At 61.6% G+C, this 18101-nt stretch carries 10 protein-coding genes and 1 pseudogene; 4 read left to right on the forward strand and 7 right to left on the reverse strand.

Annotation, left to right across the window (positions count from 1 at the left end; translation table 11 throughout):
• Positions 1–141 precede the first annotated feature (141 nt).
• The 3 genes from H7E91_RS07480 to H7E91_RS07490 are packed head-to-tail and all read left to right on the forward strand — an operon-like array spanning position 142 to position 3358.
• On the forward strand, positions 142–1320 hold the full coding sequence (locus H7E91_RS07480) for a prolipoprotein diacylglyceryl transferase (RefSeq protein WP_182354471.1): 1179 nt from the start codon (positions 142–144) through the stop codon (positions 1318–1320).
• Between the two features lie 2 nt (positions 1321–1322).
• Positions 1323–2387 (forward strand): DUF8094 domain-containing protein, encoded by a 1065-nt coding sequence (locus H7E91_RS07485; protein WP_182354472.1) that lies wholly within the window; start codon positions 1323–1325, stop codon positions 2385–2387.
• 38 nt (positions 2388–2425) lie between these two features.
• Positions 2426–3358 carry a co-chaperone YbbN gene (locus H7E91_RS07490; protein ID WP_182354473.1) on the forward strand — a complete coding sequence of 311 codons (933 nt, stop codon included), beginning with the start codon at positions 2426–2428 and terminating at the stop codon, positions 3356–3358.
• Positions 3359–3500: 142 nt separating this feature from the next.
• Here H7E91_RS07490 and H7E91_RS07495 read toward each other — a convergent pair whose 3' ends face one another.
• Complete coding sequence (locus H7E91_RS07495; protein ID WP_338401764.1) at positions 3501–5108, reverse strand: glycoside hydrolase family 13 protein; 1608 nt, start codon at positions 5106–5108, stop codon at positions 3501–3503.
• Between the two features lie 538 nt (positions 5109–5646).
• Between H7E91_RS07495 and H7E91_RS07500 the strand changes: the two genes are divergently transcribed.
• Complete coding sequence (locus H7E91_RS07500; RefSeq protein WP_182354474.1) at positions 5647–8850, forward strand: DEAD/DEAH box helicase; 3204 nt, start codon at positions 5647–5649, stop codon at positions 8848–8850.
• Between the two features lie 133 nt (positions 8851–8983).
• Here the strand turns inward: H7E91_RS07500 and glgB are convergent, their stop codons facing one another.
• From glgB to trpS, 6 genes and pseudogenes are all read right to left on the reverse strand, one after another.
• Positions 8984–11182, reverse strand: coding sequence for a 1,4-alpha-glucan branching protein GlgB (gene glgB / locus H7E91_RS11755; protein WP_241698473.1), 2199 nt, complete (start codon positions 11180–11182; stop codon positions 8984–8986).
• A 1173-nt stretch (positions 11183–12355) separates the two neighbouring features.
• Positions 12356–12589: pseudogene (locus H7E91_RS12120) on the reverse strand (maltokinase N-terminal cap-like domain-containing protein); the annotation flags it as partial.
• Positions 12586–14382 carry a maltose alpha-D-glucosyltransferase gene (gene treS / locus H7E91_RS07510; RefSeq protein WP_338401765.1) on the reverse strand — a complete coding sequence of 599 codons (1797 nt, stop codon included), beginning with the start codon at positions 14380–14382 and terminating at the stop codon, positions 12586–12588. The gene treS and the pseudogene H7E91_RS12120, both read right to left, overlap by 4 nt.
• Positions 14379–16457: a maltotransferase domain-containing protein gene (locus H7E91_RS07515; RefSeq protein ID WP_182354476.1), complete on the reverse strand. Its 2079-nt coding sequence runs from the start codon at positions 16455–16457 to the stop codon at positions 14379–14381. Before H7E91_RS07515 ends, treS begins: the two co-directional genes overlap by 4 nt.
• Before the next feature lie 201 nt (positions 16458–16658).
• Positions 16659–16853 (reverse strand): hypothetical protein, encoded by a 195-nt coding sequence (locus H7E91_RS07520; protein WP_182354477.1) that lies wholly within the window; start codon positions 16851–16853, stop codon positions 16659–16661.
• A 114-nt stretch (positions 16854–16967) separates the two neighbouring features.
• On the reverse strand, positions 16968–18086 hold the full coding sequence (gene trpS, locus H7E91_RS07525; protein ID WP_182354478.1) for a tryptophan--tRNA ligase: 1119 nt from the start codon (positions 18084–18086) through the stop codon (positions 16968–16970).
• Positions 18087–18101: the final 15 nt, after the last annotated feature.

An 18101-nucleotide genomic window follows, 5' to 3' on the forward strand; every position in this document is an offset into this window, starting at 1 on the left:
TTCTCGACTCCTCATAGCCTACGCCGCCCCGAGCGGCGCTAGCCTAGAGTCATGCGAGGCTTCGTCCGCTCTACGCGGAAGTCTTCTTTATAGAATTGTTATACAAATAGACTCAATCACTGATTGTAGAGGAGGAGCGACATGAGACGACTCGTTGCGGCACTTATGCTCGTTGCCGGGATGGCGCTGGTCGTTGTCGGCATCGGGTCGGCCACGTGGTGGAAAGAAAGTCCAATCGTTGAGGCGTCGGCCGCCGTGACGTCTGAATCTGGCGTCATCGCGACCGATCCCGGTGTGCTTGAGCTGGTCGACGACACGGTTCGAGTGACGGCGCGTGCTCCGGGAACCGAGGTGGAAATGGTTGTCGCGTCGAGTGACATCGCTGCGATCTGGCTCGGCAACGAGCCGCACGTGCGGGTGACAGGTTTGACGGACTGGACGACTCTGTCGACGGAGGAACCAGCCGGCTTCGACCCGCCCGAGGGAGAACTCAGCCTTCAGGGCTCAGACCTTTTCCATCCGGAAAACCTCGTCGCTGCCGCGAACTCTGCCGAGTTGTACTTTGACGTTCCCCCGGGCGACTGGACCCTCATTGCCGTCGGGAAGGATGGTACGACGCCTCAGCTGACGATGGCATGGGAGCGTGAGGTGACCACCCCGTGGACCATCCCGCTCCTCATACTCGGCGTTGTCGTTCTCGCCGCGGGAAGCGCACTTTTCCTCTACGACTATCAGCAGCGGGCGTCGGTCGAGCGGAGGGCGGCGAGCCGTGAGCGCGCAGCCCGCCACAAGGCCGCTGACTCGACGGATACAACGGTTATGTCAGCGGTGCGAAGCACCCGAAAGACCCGCGGGAACGACACTGTGTCGGAGGACGTGCGTCATGCTGTGCGCAAGGAGACCGGAGGAAGCTACGGGGCCGGCATCTTCCCCGCCAGAATTCCCGTCGAGGACGAGACGACAGACGTCGTTTCGGCCGAATCTGCACAGGATGAGGCAGGCTCGGAAGACTCGGTGGCGACGACAGCCCTAGGTGAGCAGAACCTCGACGACGCTAACGATGAGACCACGTCGGAGACTGACCCACGTGAGGAGCCCACCCCGGAGGACGACTCTGGTGAGGAGGCTGAGGTTCCGGAATCGACCGAACCCGAGACTTCCCACGCTGAGGATTCTCTGAACGCACATCCAGCCGCCGACGGGAGCACGAGCGAGCCCGTGGGAGAATCGTCTGAGCATGATGAGGACGGTTCCGCTGAGGCCGAGCGAGCCAGCTCCGCTGCATGGCGGTCGCTGTGGGGCTTCGGCCCGAAGGAGTAAGAATGAAGACGAACAGGAAGTTCTGGGCACTTGCCATTGCAGGAGGGCTCGTCCTGTCAGCATGTTCAACCGAGTCCGATGACGTGCCGACACCCGTTGTCGAGACCCCGACCGCGGAAGGCGAGACGGGGGCCGAGGAGGAAACCGGGGAGGGCGAGACCGACAGCGGCGCTGGACAATCCCAGCGTGCCGACCAGGTGCTTGACGGCATCGCCGGGGCGCTCGACAAGGCGTACGAGGAGCGGTCGACACTCCCCGTCATCGACCGCATCGGCGGTCCCGCACAGCTCACCCTTGAAGCAATCTTTGCAAACGCGGAGCGGTTCGACGTTGACGAGCTGGAGCCCGTCGTATCGACGTCCGATGCGGCTTCGACGTGGAGCTCGTCGAGCGACTTCCCCCGCGTCGCGATGGTCTTCACAGAGAACCCCGAGACCGGATCGAACGACCAGCTACTTGTGTTGTCGCAGTCGGATGGTCGGGAGAACTATCGCCTCTGGGGGTTTGCGGATTTGGTTCCTGCTGAAGTTGATATCACCTTCGCGACCGACACTGAGGCGGTCCCGGCCGACGAAACCGAGACGCTTGCGACAAGCCCACGCCAGGGCGTCGACGAGTACGCCATGCGGCTCGCGGATAGCGAAACCGATGTGACGTATGAAGATGACCAACTGACGTCATCCCTGTACAGCCAGCGCGATTCGATTGCGGAGTCGCTCGGTGACACGGGCGAGGTGTCCGTCGCCGCCCGCGTTCTCAACCACGGTCCTCTGTCGATGGCAACAGAAGACGGGGGAGCGGTGACGATGGGAGCGTTCGAGTACGACATTTCCATCGCCCGCACTGAGCCCGGTTCAACAGTCTCGGTGGGCGATGAGCTGGCTCGGTGGATGACCGGGGAGGCGGATTCGACCTACGATGTTGAGGGGACCCTGACGTCGACGTACCAGGTGACGGTTGCCTTTTACATCCCGGCCAAGGGCGAAGGGAACGTTCGAGTGATCGCCACGTCGAGCCCCACGCTCATCAACGTTGCCGATGACGGGTCGACCAACCCCGACAGCTGACCGCTGCTCACCCGGCAGCACAAACGAGAGGATTTAGATTGACTCAGTCACCGCTCAACATCCGAGGGGCAGTCGACCTGTCCGCCCTCGCCCCAGCCAAGCAGCAGGAGCAACTCAAGGAGCAGACGACGAACGAGGACGGCGTCCAGATCATCCCGGGCCCGTTCGTTCGGACGGTCACGGTTGAGACACTGCAGGAGTTCCTCGAGCTCTCCCTGCACGTTCCCCTCGTCATTGTCTTCCGCTCAGAGCGTGCCCAGGGATCGCTTGACCTGGCGACGGCCCTCGAGGACCTCGTACGCAAGCTGCGTGGCGAGATCGGCCTTGGCATCGTTGACGCCGACACCGCGCCCGAGATCACTCAGGCCTTCCAGATCCAGGCTCTCCCATCGACCGTTGCAGTTCTTGGAGGCAACCCTGTCCCACTCTTCCAGGGCACCGCTGCAGCAGAAGACATCTCGCGCGCCCTTGACTCTGTCCTCCAAGCCTCCCAACAGCTCGGTGTGCTTGGCAGGCTAGACGGTGACGAGAACGGTAAGCTCCCCGAGCCGGAGCTGCCGCCTCATGTCAAAGAAGGTCGCGACGCCCTCGACAGGGGAGATCTCGAGGCCGCTCACGCTGCCTACACGAAGGCGCTTAAGCAGAACCCTGGAGATAACGAGTCGAAGCTCGCGCTCAGCCAGGTCGAGCTATTCCAGAGGATCAATGGTAAAGATCCGCAGGAAATTCTCCGCGAAGCCAAGTCCGCTCCGCTGACAGATGTCGATTCTCATTTGCTCGCTGCGGATGTCGAGGTCATGGCTCGCATGCCAGAGTCAGCATTCGCGCGTCTCCTCGATGTCATTCGAACTGTCCGCGGCGACGAGCGTGAACGCGCCCGCCTCCGGCTCATTGACCTCTTCGCCATCGTCGGCATCCACGACCCCGTCGTCAGCGAAGCACGCAGGGAACTCGCAAGCGCCCTCATGTAACTGCGGGCAATAAGCCACACTGTCGGCGGGCATGTGCCCGCCGACAGTGCGTTCTCCTCTGAGCGTTCTCAGTCAGAGTCTGCTCATGCCGAGCGTCCTCAGTCAGAGTCTGCTCATGCCGAGGCTGCCTGCCGAGGAAGGCTCATGCCTGCGGTTCAGCGGTGAGCCAGACGGTTGTATCCGTTCCTATGACGTCGTCAACGGGAGACGATGCGAGAAGTACCCGCCAGCCCTCGGGCACGACCGTCTCCTCGTCGAAGCTCACGATCATTCGGAGCGGGCCGACCCTATAGTCGAGCACTCCGTCGCCTGACTCATCGCGGATCTCCTGTCGCCCGAGGTCGTACTTCGCACGATAGGCGAGTGCGGTGCGGGTGAAGTTGAGGTACGAATTCGGGTCATTCTCCTGACGGTCGACTGCAAAATCGGCCCAACCATCTGGTTGCGGCAACCATGAGCCGTCGGGGGAGAATCCCGCATACGGCTTATCCGATACCCAGGGCAGTGGGATCCGGCACCCGTCGCGGCCGCCCTCGCCGCCCTTCGTACGGTAGAACGTAGGGTCTTGACGGGCCTTGTCCGGCAGGGTTGTGTGCTCGGGTAGGCCGAGCTCCTCGCCGTTGTAAAGATAAGCGGAGCCGGGGAGCGCGAGCATGAGAAGGTGGGCGGCGCGGGAGCGCCGCAGACCAAGGTCGTGATCCGGCTGCGGATCATGTGCGTAGATCCCGTTCGGTCCCTTGCCGGTCTTTGCCAGCCCCATTCGAGATGGCAACCGCACAACATCATGGTTGGACAGGACCCATGACGTCGTCGCTGAGACACGCGCGTTCGCTTCATATGAGGAGCGGATTGTTGCCTGCATGTCGCTTGCCGTCCACGGGCTGGAGAGGAACGAGAAGTTGAAGCACTGGTCGAATTCGTCCGCCCGGACATAGAGAGAACGTCGCTCGTCATCCATGACCCACGCTTCTGCGCACATCATCGCATCGTATTCGTCGAGCACCTTTCGCCAGTCCCGGTAGATGTCGTGGACAGTATCGAGATCCCACATCGGGGCAGGCGGAGCCTCGGTCTCGTCCTGGCCGGACACCATCCACGACTTGTGGTGCCAATCCGGCAGATCAGGGTCCTTCATGAGCCCGTGAGCCACGTCGACGCGGAAGCCCGAGACGCCACGATCCAACCAGAATCGCAGGATCGACTCGAACTCCTCACGCACCTCGGGATTTTCCCAATTGAGGTCCGGCTGGCTGGCATCGAATAGGTGAAGGTACCACTGACCATCCGGCACCCTTGTCCACGCAGGCCCGCCGAACACGCTCTCCCAGTCCGTGGGCGGCAACTCACCGCCGTCGCCTCGACCGTCCCTGAACCAGTAGCGCTCGCGGGCCCGCGAACCCGGCTCGGAGTTGAGGGCCTCCTGGAACCACACATGCTGATCGGAGGTGTGGTTGGGGACAATGTCGATGATGACCTTGAGGCCCAGCTTGTCGGCGCGGGCGATAAGGGCGTCCATGTCCTCAAGCGTCCCGAACAGCGGGTCGACATCCCTAAAGTCAGCGACGTCATATCCCGCATCCTTTTGCGGCGAGCGATAGAAGGGGGAGAGCCATAGTGCGTCGACTCCGAGTTGAGCGATGTAGTCGAGCTTGGCGGTGATACCAGGCAGATCACCCACCGAGCCCGAGGTCGCCTTGTACGAGCGGGGGTAGACCTGATAGATAACGGCTGAGCGCGACCAGTGATCCACGTGTATCTCCTTACTTGTGCGTCACCCGAATGATTACGGGTAAAGAATTTTGTGCTTGTCTGGGGCTTCTGCGGGGTTTCCCACGGGCTTAACGAGCATGCGCGACGTTGGAGGCGGGTGTGACCCGACGCGAAAGCCTATGCTCCTGACCTGCAGGATTCAAACCGAGCTCTCCCACATCGCAGGCACATCGTGACCACACTGGCGGATACCGGCCAAAAGGCGTGAGAACGGCGGCGAATTCCCGGGCGGGCGGCCAAGGTGAGAGCCGGAGGGTAGTTGTCCTCCCGCTACACAAAACGGCGGGCGGCATCGCCACGAGGCAAGGAAATGGTAGGCCCGACGAGCGCCTGCGGTCTGCTTTTGACCCTCCTCGGGCTTGGTCATTGCCGCACTGCTCTGTGATCCGCAAACTCCGCGACACTCCCTTGCTGTCTTGTGCCCTGCACCGACTATCTTAACTTTGGACAGCGTCTTGTCATGCCAAACAGCCGCAGATACGCGAGTTTCTTGCAGCCCTCATTGTTACGCTGCGCCTATGAACGACATTGATAGGGCAACGATGCCGTACGGTCTTTACGAACTTGTTGAATCGCGGGCGCTTCCAGTTGACTACTTCCCACCCGATGCCCTTGCCGAATGGAACGACGTCGAGGAGGCCGAACGGATCAAAGTCCTCTCAACTTATGTAGCGCAGAGGCTCGAACACCAGCTCAGAGCCGCCGACAAGACAGACCGGGTGTCAATCATCAACAGTCTGCTGTCGCAGTTCACGCCGCGTGACGAGATTCTGTGGACCGATGCGGCCACGGGCAGGTTCCGTCAGCTGACGTCGCTCCGGCCGGAGGGCGCGCGCCCACTTTCCCAGCCGGTCAGGCCGTTATCGGACGTCTCACTCCTCACGAACGGTCCGAATCAGCCGTCGTTCAACAAAGAAATCTCCCAGGAGATGGCGAGCGCCGACCGGGTCGACCTTCTGTGCTCCTTCCTCAAGCTCAGTGGCATCAACGTCGTGCGGAAAGCGCTCGAAGATGCACGCCGCAGGGCAGTGCCACTGCGAGTAATCGCGACAACCTACATGGGCGCAACCGATGCGAAAGCCGTTCATGAGCTCCATGAACTCGGAGCGGAAGTCAAGATTAGCTACCAGAACGCCTCGACACGGCTCCACGCGAAGGCGTGGCTTTTCGAGAGGGACTCCGGATTCAGTACCGGTTATGTCGGATCCTCGAACCTGTCTGCCGCCGCTATGACAGATGGGCTGGAGTGGAACGTCCGGGTATCTACTGTCTTAACTCCCGGGGTGCTCGCTCAATTCAGAGCGGCATTTGACGGTTATTGGAACGATCCGGAGTTTGTCACGTATTCGCCAGAGCAGTACGGCGAATTGGAAAACGCTCTTCGGCACGCGGGGTCAAGCGCGGGAGAAAGGCGTCAGCTCGCGGCCGTCGACACGTCCTTCCTCGAGGTGTTTCCGAGGCCACACCAGTCGCTCATGCTCGACCATCTGGCTTCGGAACGTAGCCACGGGCGCCACGACAACCTCGTCGTCGCTGCCACGGGCACGGGCAAAGCAATCCTGTCGGCGCTCGACTACCGCAACCTGACCGAGGTTCTCGACAGGCCGACGCTCCTGTTCGTCGCCCATCGGCACAGCATTTTGAATCAGGCGCGGAACGCTTTTAGAGCCGTCCTTCGGAGGCGGGAATTTGGAGAGATGCTCGTCGGTGGCCAGCAGCCCGAAGACGGCCGCTACGTGTTCGCCTCCGTCCAGTCTCTCAGCCGCGGCTGGCTGCGGGAATTCAGGCCTGATCATTTCGATTTCGTCATTATTGACGAGTTCCATCACGCAGAAGCATCAACCTACAGGGCTGTCCTCGATTACCTAGAGCCAAAGGAATTGGTCGGTCTCACGGCCACGCCGGAACGTGCCGACGGAGTCGATGTCGCCGAGGAGTTCTTCGATGGAAGGGTTGCCACCGAGTTGCGGCTGTGGGACGCACTCGATGCCGACCTTCTCGTTCCGTTCCATTACTTCGGAATCTCAGATGGAACGGACCTGAGGACCGTGAGAGTCCGTCAGGGCGCCTACGATCCTGCCGATCTTGATGATCTCTACATGGACGACTCGGAAGGTGGTCAGGGCCGGACCCGCCTGCGGGTCATTTTTGAAGAACTCAATGAGAAGATCGCCGACCCTCAGCGGATGAAGGCGCTCGGGTTTTGCGTTTCGAAGAAGCATGCTCGCTTCATGGCGGAGGTGTTCAACCGGGCAGGAATCGGCGCAGTCAGCCTGGTCGGGGATGATCCTGAGCCCGTCCGAGAGTCGGCGGTCACCAAGTTACTCAACCCAGATGATCCTCTCGCCGTCATCTTCACAGTCGACATCTTCAACGAGGGCATCGACATCCCCGAGGTTGACACGCTTCTCATGCTTCGGCCTACCCAGTCACCGACGTTATTCCAGCAACAGCTCGGCCGCGGCCTTCGGCGAGCTCCCCGAAAGAGTGTCCTCACCGTCCTCGACTTCGTCGGAAATCAATCCGACCTTTATCGATTTGAGCGCAAGTACGGAGCGTTCGCGCGTGGGGAGCGGCTCTCAACAGCTGTTGTCGAGGAGGGCTTCCCGGACCTCCCTCCTGGGTGCAACATTGAGCTCGACCAGTTCACATGCGAGCAGATCGTCGCCGGCATCAAACAGTCGCTTCAGGTGAGAACGAACGCACTGGTTGACGAAGTGAGAGACTTTGCTATCGGCCGGCTTCGCCCGAAGCTTGTCGAATTCCTTGACGCGACAGGGCGCGACTTCGGCCATATTTACGGCAGACGAGTCCAGAGGGGCGTCGGCGCGAGTCCTCGACAAGCGTTCGTGACATGGAAGTACCTGCTTGCTCACTCCACGATCGAGAACGATCTCCTCCACCTCTTCCAAGACGATCAGTTTGTCGAGATGAACAATCGAATCGTGGCCCTGCTCCACGTGAATGACCGTGCGCGCCAGCGCGGCTATCTCCAGCTTCTGAGGGGCACCGCGCAAGAAGCTGACATGACTGACGTCGAGCGGCGCCTCGCCTGGATGCTCGCCTACTCGGTCTGGTTGACGGGGAAGTTCTCCGGGGCTTCGCAGAAGTTCACGTTAGATGAGGCCCTTCATAGGCTCCGGCGATACCCGGCTATCACTGATGAGCTGGAACAGGTGTGGCAGATTGTCGCAGACCGCGACCGGAGGGTCGTTAAGCCAGTGCCACAGCTGGAAGGCCGGTCGCCGCTCCTCACTCACGGGACGTACTCGCGTGAGGAGTTGTTCGCCGGCCTTGCGCTTCATGAAACCTCGGGCCGCGCTCCTGGGTCCGCGGTCGAAGGAGTCATCGAGTCGCGCGTGCTCGACGCGATCGCCCTCCTTGTCACGCTGGAAAAGACCGAGAAGCATTACTCGCCCCAGACGATGTACAAGGATTACGCGGTGACAGAGCGGGAGTTCGCGTGGGACTCGCAGAATGCCACGACCCCCGACAGCCCGCTTGGCCTGATGTATCAGGGCCTCGGGGAGCAGCGGATGCCGCTCCTGTTCGTCCGTCGAAGCAAACCAAGTCAAACCATCCCGGGTGCGACAGAGCCGTACACGTTCCTCGGACCTGTACAGTACGTCCGCCATGAGGGGTCTCAGCCCATGCACGTGACGTGGCACCTGGAGCGTCCGATGCCTGCGGAGCTGTTCAACATCGCTCGCGTCGCTGCATAAATCGGCCCCGCCCGTACATCTGGAACCGGTCATTCAAAGACGGTGGGTGCGCCAGTTGGACTGCTCCCCAGAGGTTGGACTGAGATTTCAGTACCGGTCTCTGGGGAGCAAGTCTATGCATCCATCCAACTGATTAGATCAGTGGCGGCCTTTTCCTCGACCTCGGGCGCAGGTAAACGGCGCCAAGCGGAGGAATACGGAGGAGAGCGGACTGCGTCCTGCCGTTCCATCCGACCTTCTCAACATTGATAGACGTGTTGAGTACGCCCGATCCGCCGTATTTTGGATCATCGGTGTTGAGAACCTCGTCCCAGTCGCCAGGGAAGGGCAGCCCGACCCGGTAGTTCTCGTGCGGAACACCGGCGAAGTTGACGACGGCGACGAGCCAGTCCTTCTCATCGGCTGACTTACGGACGAACGAGAGGGTGTTGTGGTCGCCGTCGGAGACGTCGATCCACTCGAACCCGTGGTTCGTGAAATCATCCGACCAGAGGGCCGGGCTATCAAGGTAGACCGCATTGAGGTCTTTGACGAGCCTCATGACCTGGTCGTGGTTCTTGTTGTCAAGTAGCCACCAGTCAAGGCCCTTGCCCTCGTTCCACTCATCAATCTGGGCGAACTCCTGGCCCATGAAAATGAGCTGCTTACCCGGGTGCGCCCACTGATACGCGAAGAGGGCGCGAACACCCGCGCGCTTCTGCCAGTCATCGCCCGGCATCTTCGAGTAGAGAGATCCCTTCCCATGGACGACTTCATCGTGCGAAATCGGAAGGAGGAACTGCTCGGAGAACGCATACACGAGCGAGAAGGTGATCTCGCCATGGTGGTAGCGGCGGTTGATCGGCTCTTCCGAGAGGTAGCGAAGTGTGTCGTTCATCCACCCCATATTCCATTTGAGACCAAATCCGAGCCCGCCGGTTTCGGTCAGGCCAGTCACGCCCGGCCACGAGGTCGACTCCTCGGCAATCATCATGATGCCGGGGTGATGCCGGTACGCCGTCGCGTTTGTCTCCTGGAGGAAGGAGATCGCTTCGAGATTCTCCCGGCCGCCGTACACGTTAGGACGCCACTGACCGTCCTCTCGCGAATAATCCAGGTAGAGCAGCGAGGCGACAGCATCGACTCGGATGCCGTCAATGTGGAACTCGTCCATCCAGTAGAGGGCGTTGGCGACAAGGAAGTTTCGAACCTCGTGGCGACCATAGTTGAAGACGTACGTGCCCCAGTCCGGGTGCTCTCCTCGGGTCGGGTCCGGATCCTCGTACAGCGGTGTCCCATCGAATCGTGCGAGCGCCCATGCGTCCTTCGGGAAGTGAGCGGGCACCCAGTCCATGATGACGCCGATGCCGGCCTTATGGAGCTCATTGACGAGGTGGCGGAACTGGTCGGGCGTACCGAACCGAGCCGTCGGAGCGTAGTAGGACGTCACCTGATAACCCCACGACGGACCATACGGGTGCTCGGACACAGGCATGAGCTCGACGTGAGTGAAACCGAGGTACTTGACGTGGCCGATGAGCTGCTTGGCGAGATCTTCAAAGCTGAGATCCGGGCGCCAAGAGCCGAGGTGAACCTCGTAGACCGAGACGGGGCCCGTCAGCGGGTTCGTCGCCTTCCTCTTCTCCAACCACGCGTCATCGTCCCACTCGAACTCCGACTCGGTAATAACGGAGGCGGTGAGCGGCGGTTTCTCCGTGCGCCGAGCCATCGGATCGGCCTTCTGGTGCCACGTGCCATCCGCGTGCTGGATCTCGTACTTGTAGCCCTGGCCGACACGAGCCTCGGGAATAAAGAGCTCCCAGACGCCCGAGACGCCGAGACTTCTCATCGCGTGTGAGCGGCCGCTCCAATGGTTAAAGTCGCCGACAACACGAATGGCCCGAGCATTCGGGGCCCACACGACGAACGCGGTGCCACGAGTCGTCCCCAGGGGAGATTCGTACTCCTTCACGTGCGAGCCGAGCACGCGCCAGAGCTCCTCGTGGCGGCCCTCGCCGAAGAGGTAAAGGTCAAGTTCACCAATGGTGGGCAAGAACCGGTACGGGTCGTCGCCTGTCATGATGAGTTCGTCAGAGTACGTCGTACGCACTCGGTAATCGGGAATCTTGTCGGCCGGGAACGCGGCGACCCACACACCGTTGTATTCGTGCTCGGCTTCGTGCTCGCCGTCCGCCGTCACAATGGTTACGCCGATCGCCAGGTGGCGGACGACGCGGATTGTCACGGTGTCATCGGATAGATGCGGGCCGAGAATGTCGTGCGGGGCGTGGTAATCCCCGTACGCCACCGCGGCCAGATTGTCCATTGAAACTTCTAGCGGGTCATACTTCATGATGGCCCCTTTCCTCGTTGTATCCGATGCTAATACTGTGCCGCTCTCGTCGGAGCGGGAATGATCTGGTGTGGAGGAGGCAATAACCGCATCTCCACCGTCCGTCCGATCGTCGCCGAGGATAGTTTCGACGCCGCGAAGCGGAACATCCACCCAATCGGGACGGTGGGAGATCTCGTACGAGACTTCATACAGTGCCTTGTCGAGTTCAAGGGCGGCCAGGAGATCGGTGGACCCGGCGGGGATATCCCCATAGCCTCTGAGGAATGCTTCCTGGGCATTGTCCACCCACTCCCGTGCGGTGGCGGGGTCGGCTCCGTGGCGGATGATGTGGCCTCCGACGTAATCGAAGGAACGGAGCATACCTGCGACATCTCGCAACGCCAGATCGGGTGTCGTCCGCTCCTCGAGGGGACGGAGCGGCTCTCCCTCGAAGTCGAGGATGATCCACCCGCGGTCCGGTGCGTAGAGGACTTGACCTAAGTGGAGGTCGCCATGGATGCGCTGAAGATTCGGCCACACGGCATCCGTCTCAGCCGCCCGGTAGAGGGCCTCGATGTCGGTTTGGCGCTGCTGGAGCTGCGGAACTCGTCTCAGCGCGTCACTGGCTCTGCGCCGCCACGCAGCTGCCAAAGTGCGGCGAGTATCTTCGTCCGCCTCGACAGTCGGCATGACGGACGCGAGCGTCGTGTGGATGCTCCTTGTTGCGTCGCCGAGCTCTTCGATCGAATTCGTGTCAAGCTCTCCGGCTGCGGCACTGTCGGTCATGACCTGCCAGGCATCTGTCGACCCGGTGAGGAAATCCTGGGCGACAAGAACATGCCCCGTCACTTCGCGACCCTTCTCCTGCCACGTTCCGAGCGCCGACCCTCTTGGGGCGGCGACATAGGGTGACGCTGCTTCGGCGAGGGCACGCGTGAGGATGACATCGGGGTTGAGGCCCGGGGCAAGAACCCGGAACACCTTGAGAATGAGCTGAGAGCCGTCGGTCAGCTCGTACATGATCGACGTGTTGGACTGTTCACCGGTGAACTTCTTCGACGAGGTGATTCCTGCGATCTCATGTTCGGCTTCGCCCGCCAACGTTGAGCAGTCCCCGCTTCCTTCGGCCCGGAGCGAGGACGCGGCGCTAAGCAGAACCTTGTGCCCGTAGCCCAAATCCGTCGCGTCATACACACGTCGCCCGCGGTCCATGCCAATCTCATCGGCCTTGAACGCCGTATCGGCGAAGACGAGTGGCACGACATAGGACGTCGTCCCGGACTGGACGATGACAATCTCCACCAGCGGGTCGCCGGGCGCAAGTAGCCAACGGCCCCGAATTCGAATCGGTTCCGACGTGTCCGACGCGGCGAACCAACGCTGAGTGGGAAGCCAGTCTGCAAGCACCTGTTCGAGCACGGTCATTCCTTTGGGTCGGGGCGGATCGGCGAGGGCACTGCCGCTGCCTCGTTGCGCTCGTGCTTTGGCTCGACCGCCGCAGGCATGCCGTCGACCGGTGCCTGAACGACACGGTCCGGGGACGAGACGATGAGCCAAAAGAAGTCGCGCGAACCGAGCATCGACAGATACTGGCCGTTCTTATCGATAGGAGGGAAGCCCGCCCCACCGAACACGTCGCTCACATGCCAGTCGCGGTACCGCTCCGGCAACGTGATCGTTGCGGCGCGCGGCGTGTTCGCCATGTTCATGACGCAGAGGATGGTGTCGTCCTCGTCGTAGCGGATAAAGGCAAGTACTGCTTCATTGTCGGTCGGTAGGATCTCGAATGCTCCCTTGCCGAGCACCGGATGCTGGCGCCGGATGTCGAGCATGCCGCGGGTCCAGTGCAGAAGAGAAGCGGGTTGCGCGAGCTGGGATTCGACATTGACCGCCTGGTAGTGGTGGACGAGCGACTGGATGGGGGGCAGGTAGAGCTTGCCCGGATCGGCGTTCGAAAAGCCTGCGTTCCGATCGGGAGTCCACTGCATCGGGGTCCGCACCCCGTCCCTGTCCGGTAGCCAAATGTTGTCACCCATCCCGATCTCGTCCCCGTAGTAGAGGCAGGGAGAGCCAGGCAGGGAGAGGAGCAGTGCGTTTGCCAGCTCAATTTCGGGCCGGGAGTTGCCGAGTAGCGGCGCAAGTCGCCGGCGGATGCCGACGTTTGCCCGCATTCGAGGATCCTCCGCGTACCAGCCGTACATCGCGGCACGCTCTTCGGTTGACACCATTTCGAGTGTCAGCTCGTCATGGTTACGCAGGAACGTACCCCACTGGGCTCCGGCGGGAATGTCGGGGGTGGCGGCGAGGATGTCCTTGATTGAGGTGGCCCGCTGCTCGCGTAGAGAGTAGAAGATGCGGGGCATGACGGGGAAGTGGAAGCACATGTGGCATTCCGGGTTTTCTTCCGTCCCGTAATATTCGACGACGTCATCCGGCCACTGGTTAGCTTCAGCGAGAAGGATCCGGCCCGGGAATTCCGTGTCGACAAGCGTGCGCAGGTTCGCGATGAAGTCGTGGGTCTGCGGCAGGTTCTCGCAGTTCGTCCCCTCCTCCTCGAAGAGGTAGGGAATCGCGTCGAGACGGAACCCGTCGACGCCGATCCGGCACCAGTAGCGGACGACGTCGAAGATCGCCTCCTGGACTGCCGGGTTCTCGAAGTTGAGGTCGGGCTGGTGGGAAAAGAAGCGATGCCAGAAGTACTGTCTGCGCACCGGATCGAACGTCCAGTTCGACGTCTCGGTGTCGATGAAGATGATGCGGGCGTCCTGATACAGCTCATCGGTATCGGACCACACGTAGAAGTCCCCGTAGGGTCCGTCGGGGTTCGAGCGTGAGGCCTGGAACCACGGATGCTGATCGGACGTGTGGTTGATGACAAGGTCGATAATGACTCGTATGCCGCGAGCATGCGCCTCATCCATGAGCTCGGTGAAGTCATCGATTGTGCCGTACTCCGACTTGACCGCCGTGTAGTCAGCGATGTCGTAGCCGCCGTCTCTCATGGGGGAGGGATAGAACGGGGGGATCCAGATGCAGTCCACACCGAGCCACTGGAGATAGTCGAGTCTCCTAATGAGTCCCTGCAGGTCGCCGATACCGGAGCCGCTTGAGTCCTCCATCGCGCGCAGAAGGGCCTCGTAGAAGACCGCTGTCTCGTACCACTTCGGATCATCGCTGAGACCGGGCCGGCCAAGGTCTCCGAATGGGACTGAGGTCACGGCACCCTCACAGACAGGATGTGGGCGACAGTGCCGCGCGGGTCGAGACGGACGAACGGCCTACGGCCCCATTCGAAGGTCTGCTCCGACAGCTCGTCATCGACAACGATTGCCATTTCCTCGGGGACGCCGAGAGCTTCGAAGTCGAGGGTGATGAGCGCGTCGTGAGTGATGAACGGATCGAGGTTGAGAACGACGATGACAGTATCCTCGGGTTCTCCCGGGTTTGTCCGTTTCGAGAAGCAGATGATCTTGTCTGACGACGTTGGGTGGATCGTGACGTTGCGCAACCTCTGGAGCGATGGATGTGCGGCCCTAATCGCGTTGAGTCTCGTGAGCAAGGGCGTGATCCCCGTCGACTGTCCGAGCGAGTAGTCACGCGACTTGAACTGGTACTTCTCATTGTCAATCTGCTCTTCGGCGCCCGGGCGGGCGATGTTCTCAGCGAGCTCATAGCCCGAGTAGATACCCCACGTCGGTGCGCCTGTCGCTGCGAGAATCGCTCGGATCGAAAAAGCGGGTACCCCGCCGCGTTGCATGTACGGCGTGAGGATGTCGTGTGTTGTCGGCCAGAACGCCGGGCGGACAAGATGGTCGGTCTCGTACGCGAGCTCGAGGAGGTATTCCTCGATTTCTTCGCGCTCATTGCGCCAGGCGAAGTAGTTGTACGACTGGTGGAACCCGATCGCGCCGAGCGTCTGCAGCATCGGCGGCTTCGTGAACGCCTCCGACAGGAAGATGACGTCCGGGTGCTTCTCCTCGAATTCGAGCATGAGGCGATGCCAGAAGGGCAACGGCTTCGTGTGCGGGTTGTCGATTCGGAACAGCGTGACACCGTGCTCGACCCACAGCTCGAGCAGGTCGCGAATCGCGACGTAGATCCCTCCGGGATCATTGTCGAAGTTGAGCGGGTAGATGTCCTGGTACTTTTTCGGTGGGTTCTCCGCATATGCGATCGAGCCATCGGCGCGCGTTGTGAACCATTCTGGATGCTCGCGCACCCACGGGTGATCGGGCGACGCCTGGAGCGCGATGTCGAGCGCGACCTCGAGGCCGAGCGAGCGGGCTTTGCCGACGAACGCGTCGAAGTCCTTGAATGTGCCGAGCTCCGGGTGGATGGCGTCGTGGCCGCCTTCGTGCGAACCGATGCCGTAGGGAGAACCCGGGTCATCTGGCTCTGCCGTTAGTGCGTTGTTACGGCCCTTGCGGTTTGTTGTGCCGATTGGATGAACCGGGGTGAGGTACGCGACCGTGAACCCCATCGCCTTGATTCGATCAAGTTCATCCGCAGCGGTCTTGAGCGTGCCGGACACCCACGTTCCGTCCGGGTTCTGGAAGGCGCCCGTCGAGCGAGGGAAGAACTCGTACCACGAGCCGTACAGTGCCAGCTCTCGGTCGACCTTGACCTCGTATTCAGCTGAGAACGTCAGCATGTCGCGAAGCGGGTGCCGCTCGAGAGCCGACTTAACCGGCTCGGAGATTCCATGACTGATGAGCTGTGCGGGTTCACCCTCAAGCTTCATCGCCTCAGCGGCCCGCTCGACGGCCGCCCGGTCTTCCGAACCCTGTGGCATGCCCTCCGCGGCCCGTTCGAGCACCTTGACGCCCTCATCGATCATGAGTTGGGAGTCAACATCTGCCTCAATTTTGAGGACCGCGTCGTGCTCCCACGTGCGATAAGGGTCGGACCAGGATTCAATATGGAACGTCCAGCGGCCCGGTGTATCGGGAACAAGCCATCCCTCGTAACGATCGAGCCCTGGCTTTGTGTCGACCATCCGAACCCGCTGGGCTTCGGTGCCGTCCGGGCGAGTCAAGACAGCTTCGACCGACCACGCGTCGTGGCCCTCTCGGAAGACCGTGGCACGCACGGGGAATGCTTCACCGACGGTGGCCTTGGCGGGCCAACGGCCCTCCTCAATGACCGGCCATACGTCGACGATCGGGATCCGACCGACGAGAGCAAACGGGGCTCTCTGCGGCCGGGCGGACCCTGAGCCGGCTTTCGCGGGGACAGAACGACGCTCCTGGGCTGCAGGCTTCCGGTTCGACCGGGAATTGCTCGAAGTACTCACACGTCAACCCTATCCAAATCACCCGCGGGGAGCAGGGCATTAGGGGGCGATTGAGCCGACCATGAAATTGGTCTTCACCCGTGCGCTCTCTCCGGTAGGAGAAGAATCTGGCGGCACCGAGCCGTCGGCTCGTCGATCGGGCAATGGACTGGGGCCCGCGGATCGTGCCGCGGGCCCCAGGGTTCATGCCGGAATCAGATTCTAGCCGTCGTCTTCCATGTCATCCTCTGTGTCATCGAGGTCCTCGCTGTCGCCGCCACCGCGGGTCGGGGCATCCTCCTCTTCGACCGTCTCAACGTCCGTATCCGAATCGTCACCGCATGCGGCGAGACCGAAGGGGAGAGTAAGAGCGAGACCTGCTCCAATTGCCGCGCGTTTCCAGATCGACGTTTTCATGGCATCTCCTTTCGTGGGTGTCAACCGATCGTAGAGCAGTGACGCCCGTCACGAAACTGGAGAGCTTGTGTGACGTGTTCGCTTGTGGCACATGGGTGCATGGACGGCCGAGAGTCAGGCGTACGGCAGATAGACCATGTCGAGGGCCTCGTGGACCTCGCGTAGCGTTTCTTCCGCTTGGGCGGTCGCGCGGGCGATGCCGTCGCGCAGAACCTGTTCGACATAGCCCTGGTCGTTCGCGAGCTCCTCGCGACGTGCACGGATTGGCGCCATCATGTCGTTGATTGCCTCCGTGGCGGCCTTCTTCAACGCGCCCGCGCCGCCATCGCCGATCTCCTGAGCGACATCGTGTGGGTCGCGGTCGGTGGCGAGCGCGGTGAGCTGGACGAGGTTCGACACCTCGGGACGGCCCACCGGATCAAAGGTGATCCGGCGCTCGGAGTCGGTGACAGCCTTCTTGAGAAGCTTCGCCGTCTCATCGGCCGTCATTCCGAGCTCGATCGTGTTGCCACGCGACTTCGACATCTTCTGTCCGTCGAGACCGAGAACCGAGGGCGCTTCCGACAGCAGTGCCTGGGGGCGGGGGAAAATTGGGTGTGTCGCACCGGCTGCGCGGCCATAGCGCCTATCGAAGCGCTGGGCGATGACGCGGGCCTGCTCAAGATGGGGGAGCTGATCCTTACCCACCGGCACGACGTTGGCCTTGCAGAAGAGGATGTCAGCCGCCTGGTGGACCGGGTAGGTGAGGAGCAGCCCGGACATGGGCCGGTTACCGCTCGCGTCAAGTTCGGCCTTAACCGTCGGGTTCCTGCGCAACTCTGAGTCGGTGACAAGGGAGAGGAAGGGGAGGACGAGCTCGTTGATCGCGGGGATCTGCGAGTGGGGGAAGATGACGGCACGCTCGGGGTCGATACCGACGGCAAGGTAGTCCGTGACGAGCCCGTAGACCCGTTCCTTGATCTCGCCGACGGCGTCGCGATCGGTGATGACCTGGTAGTCAGCAATGACGAGCCAACTGTCGACTCCCGCGTTCTGAAGCTCAACCCGGTTTTTCAGGGAACCGAAGTAGTGGCCGAGGTGAAGTCGGCCAGTGGGCCGATCTCCGGTCAGCATCCTGAAGGGCGAGGCGTCCTCGCGGATCTTCTCCTTCAGCTCGTCACTGAGCTTCTCCGATCGACGCAGGGAGGCCTCGTCAACCGTCGATTCGAGATCGACAATCTCGTCACTGTGCATGGATCATCCTTTCCG

Source organism: Flaviflexus huanghaiensis (assembly GCF_014118685.1).
In the GTDB taxonomy this organism is placed as follows: Bacteria; Actinomycetota; Actinomycetes; order Actinomycetales; family Actinomycetaceae; genus Flaviflexus; species Flaviflexus huanghaiensis.

Excerpts from the sequence above, each read along its gene's own strand:
- H7E91_RS07520 (WP_182354477.1), bottom strand. The coding sequence starts at position 16,853 with ATGAAAACGTCGATCTGGAAACGCGCGGCAATTGGAGCAGGTCTCGCT.
- H7E91_RS07480 (WP_182354471.1), top strand. The coding sequence starts at position 142 with ATGAGACGACTCGTTGCGGCACTTATGCTCGTTGCCGGGATGGCGCTG.
- glgB (WP_241698473.1), bottom strand. The coding sequence starts at position 11,182 with ATGAAGTATGACCCGCTAGAAGTTTCAATGGACAATCTGGCCGCGGTG.
- H7E91_RS07500 (WP_182354474.1), top strand. The coding sequence starts at position 5,647 with ATGAACGACATTGATAGGGCAACGATGCCGTACGGTCTTTACGAACTT.
- H7E91_RS07485 (WP_182354472.1), top strand. The coding sequence starts at position 1,323 with ATGAAGACGAACAGGAAGTTCTGGGCACTTGCCATTGCAGGAGGGCTC.
- trpS (WP_182354478.1), bottom strand. The coding sequence starts at position 18,086 with ATGCACAGTGACGAGATTGTCGATCTCGAATCGACGGTTGACGAGGCC.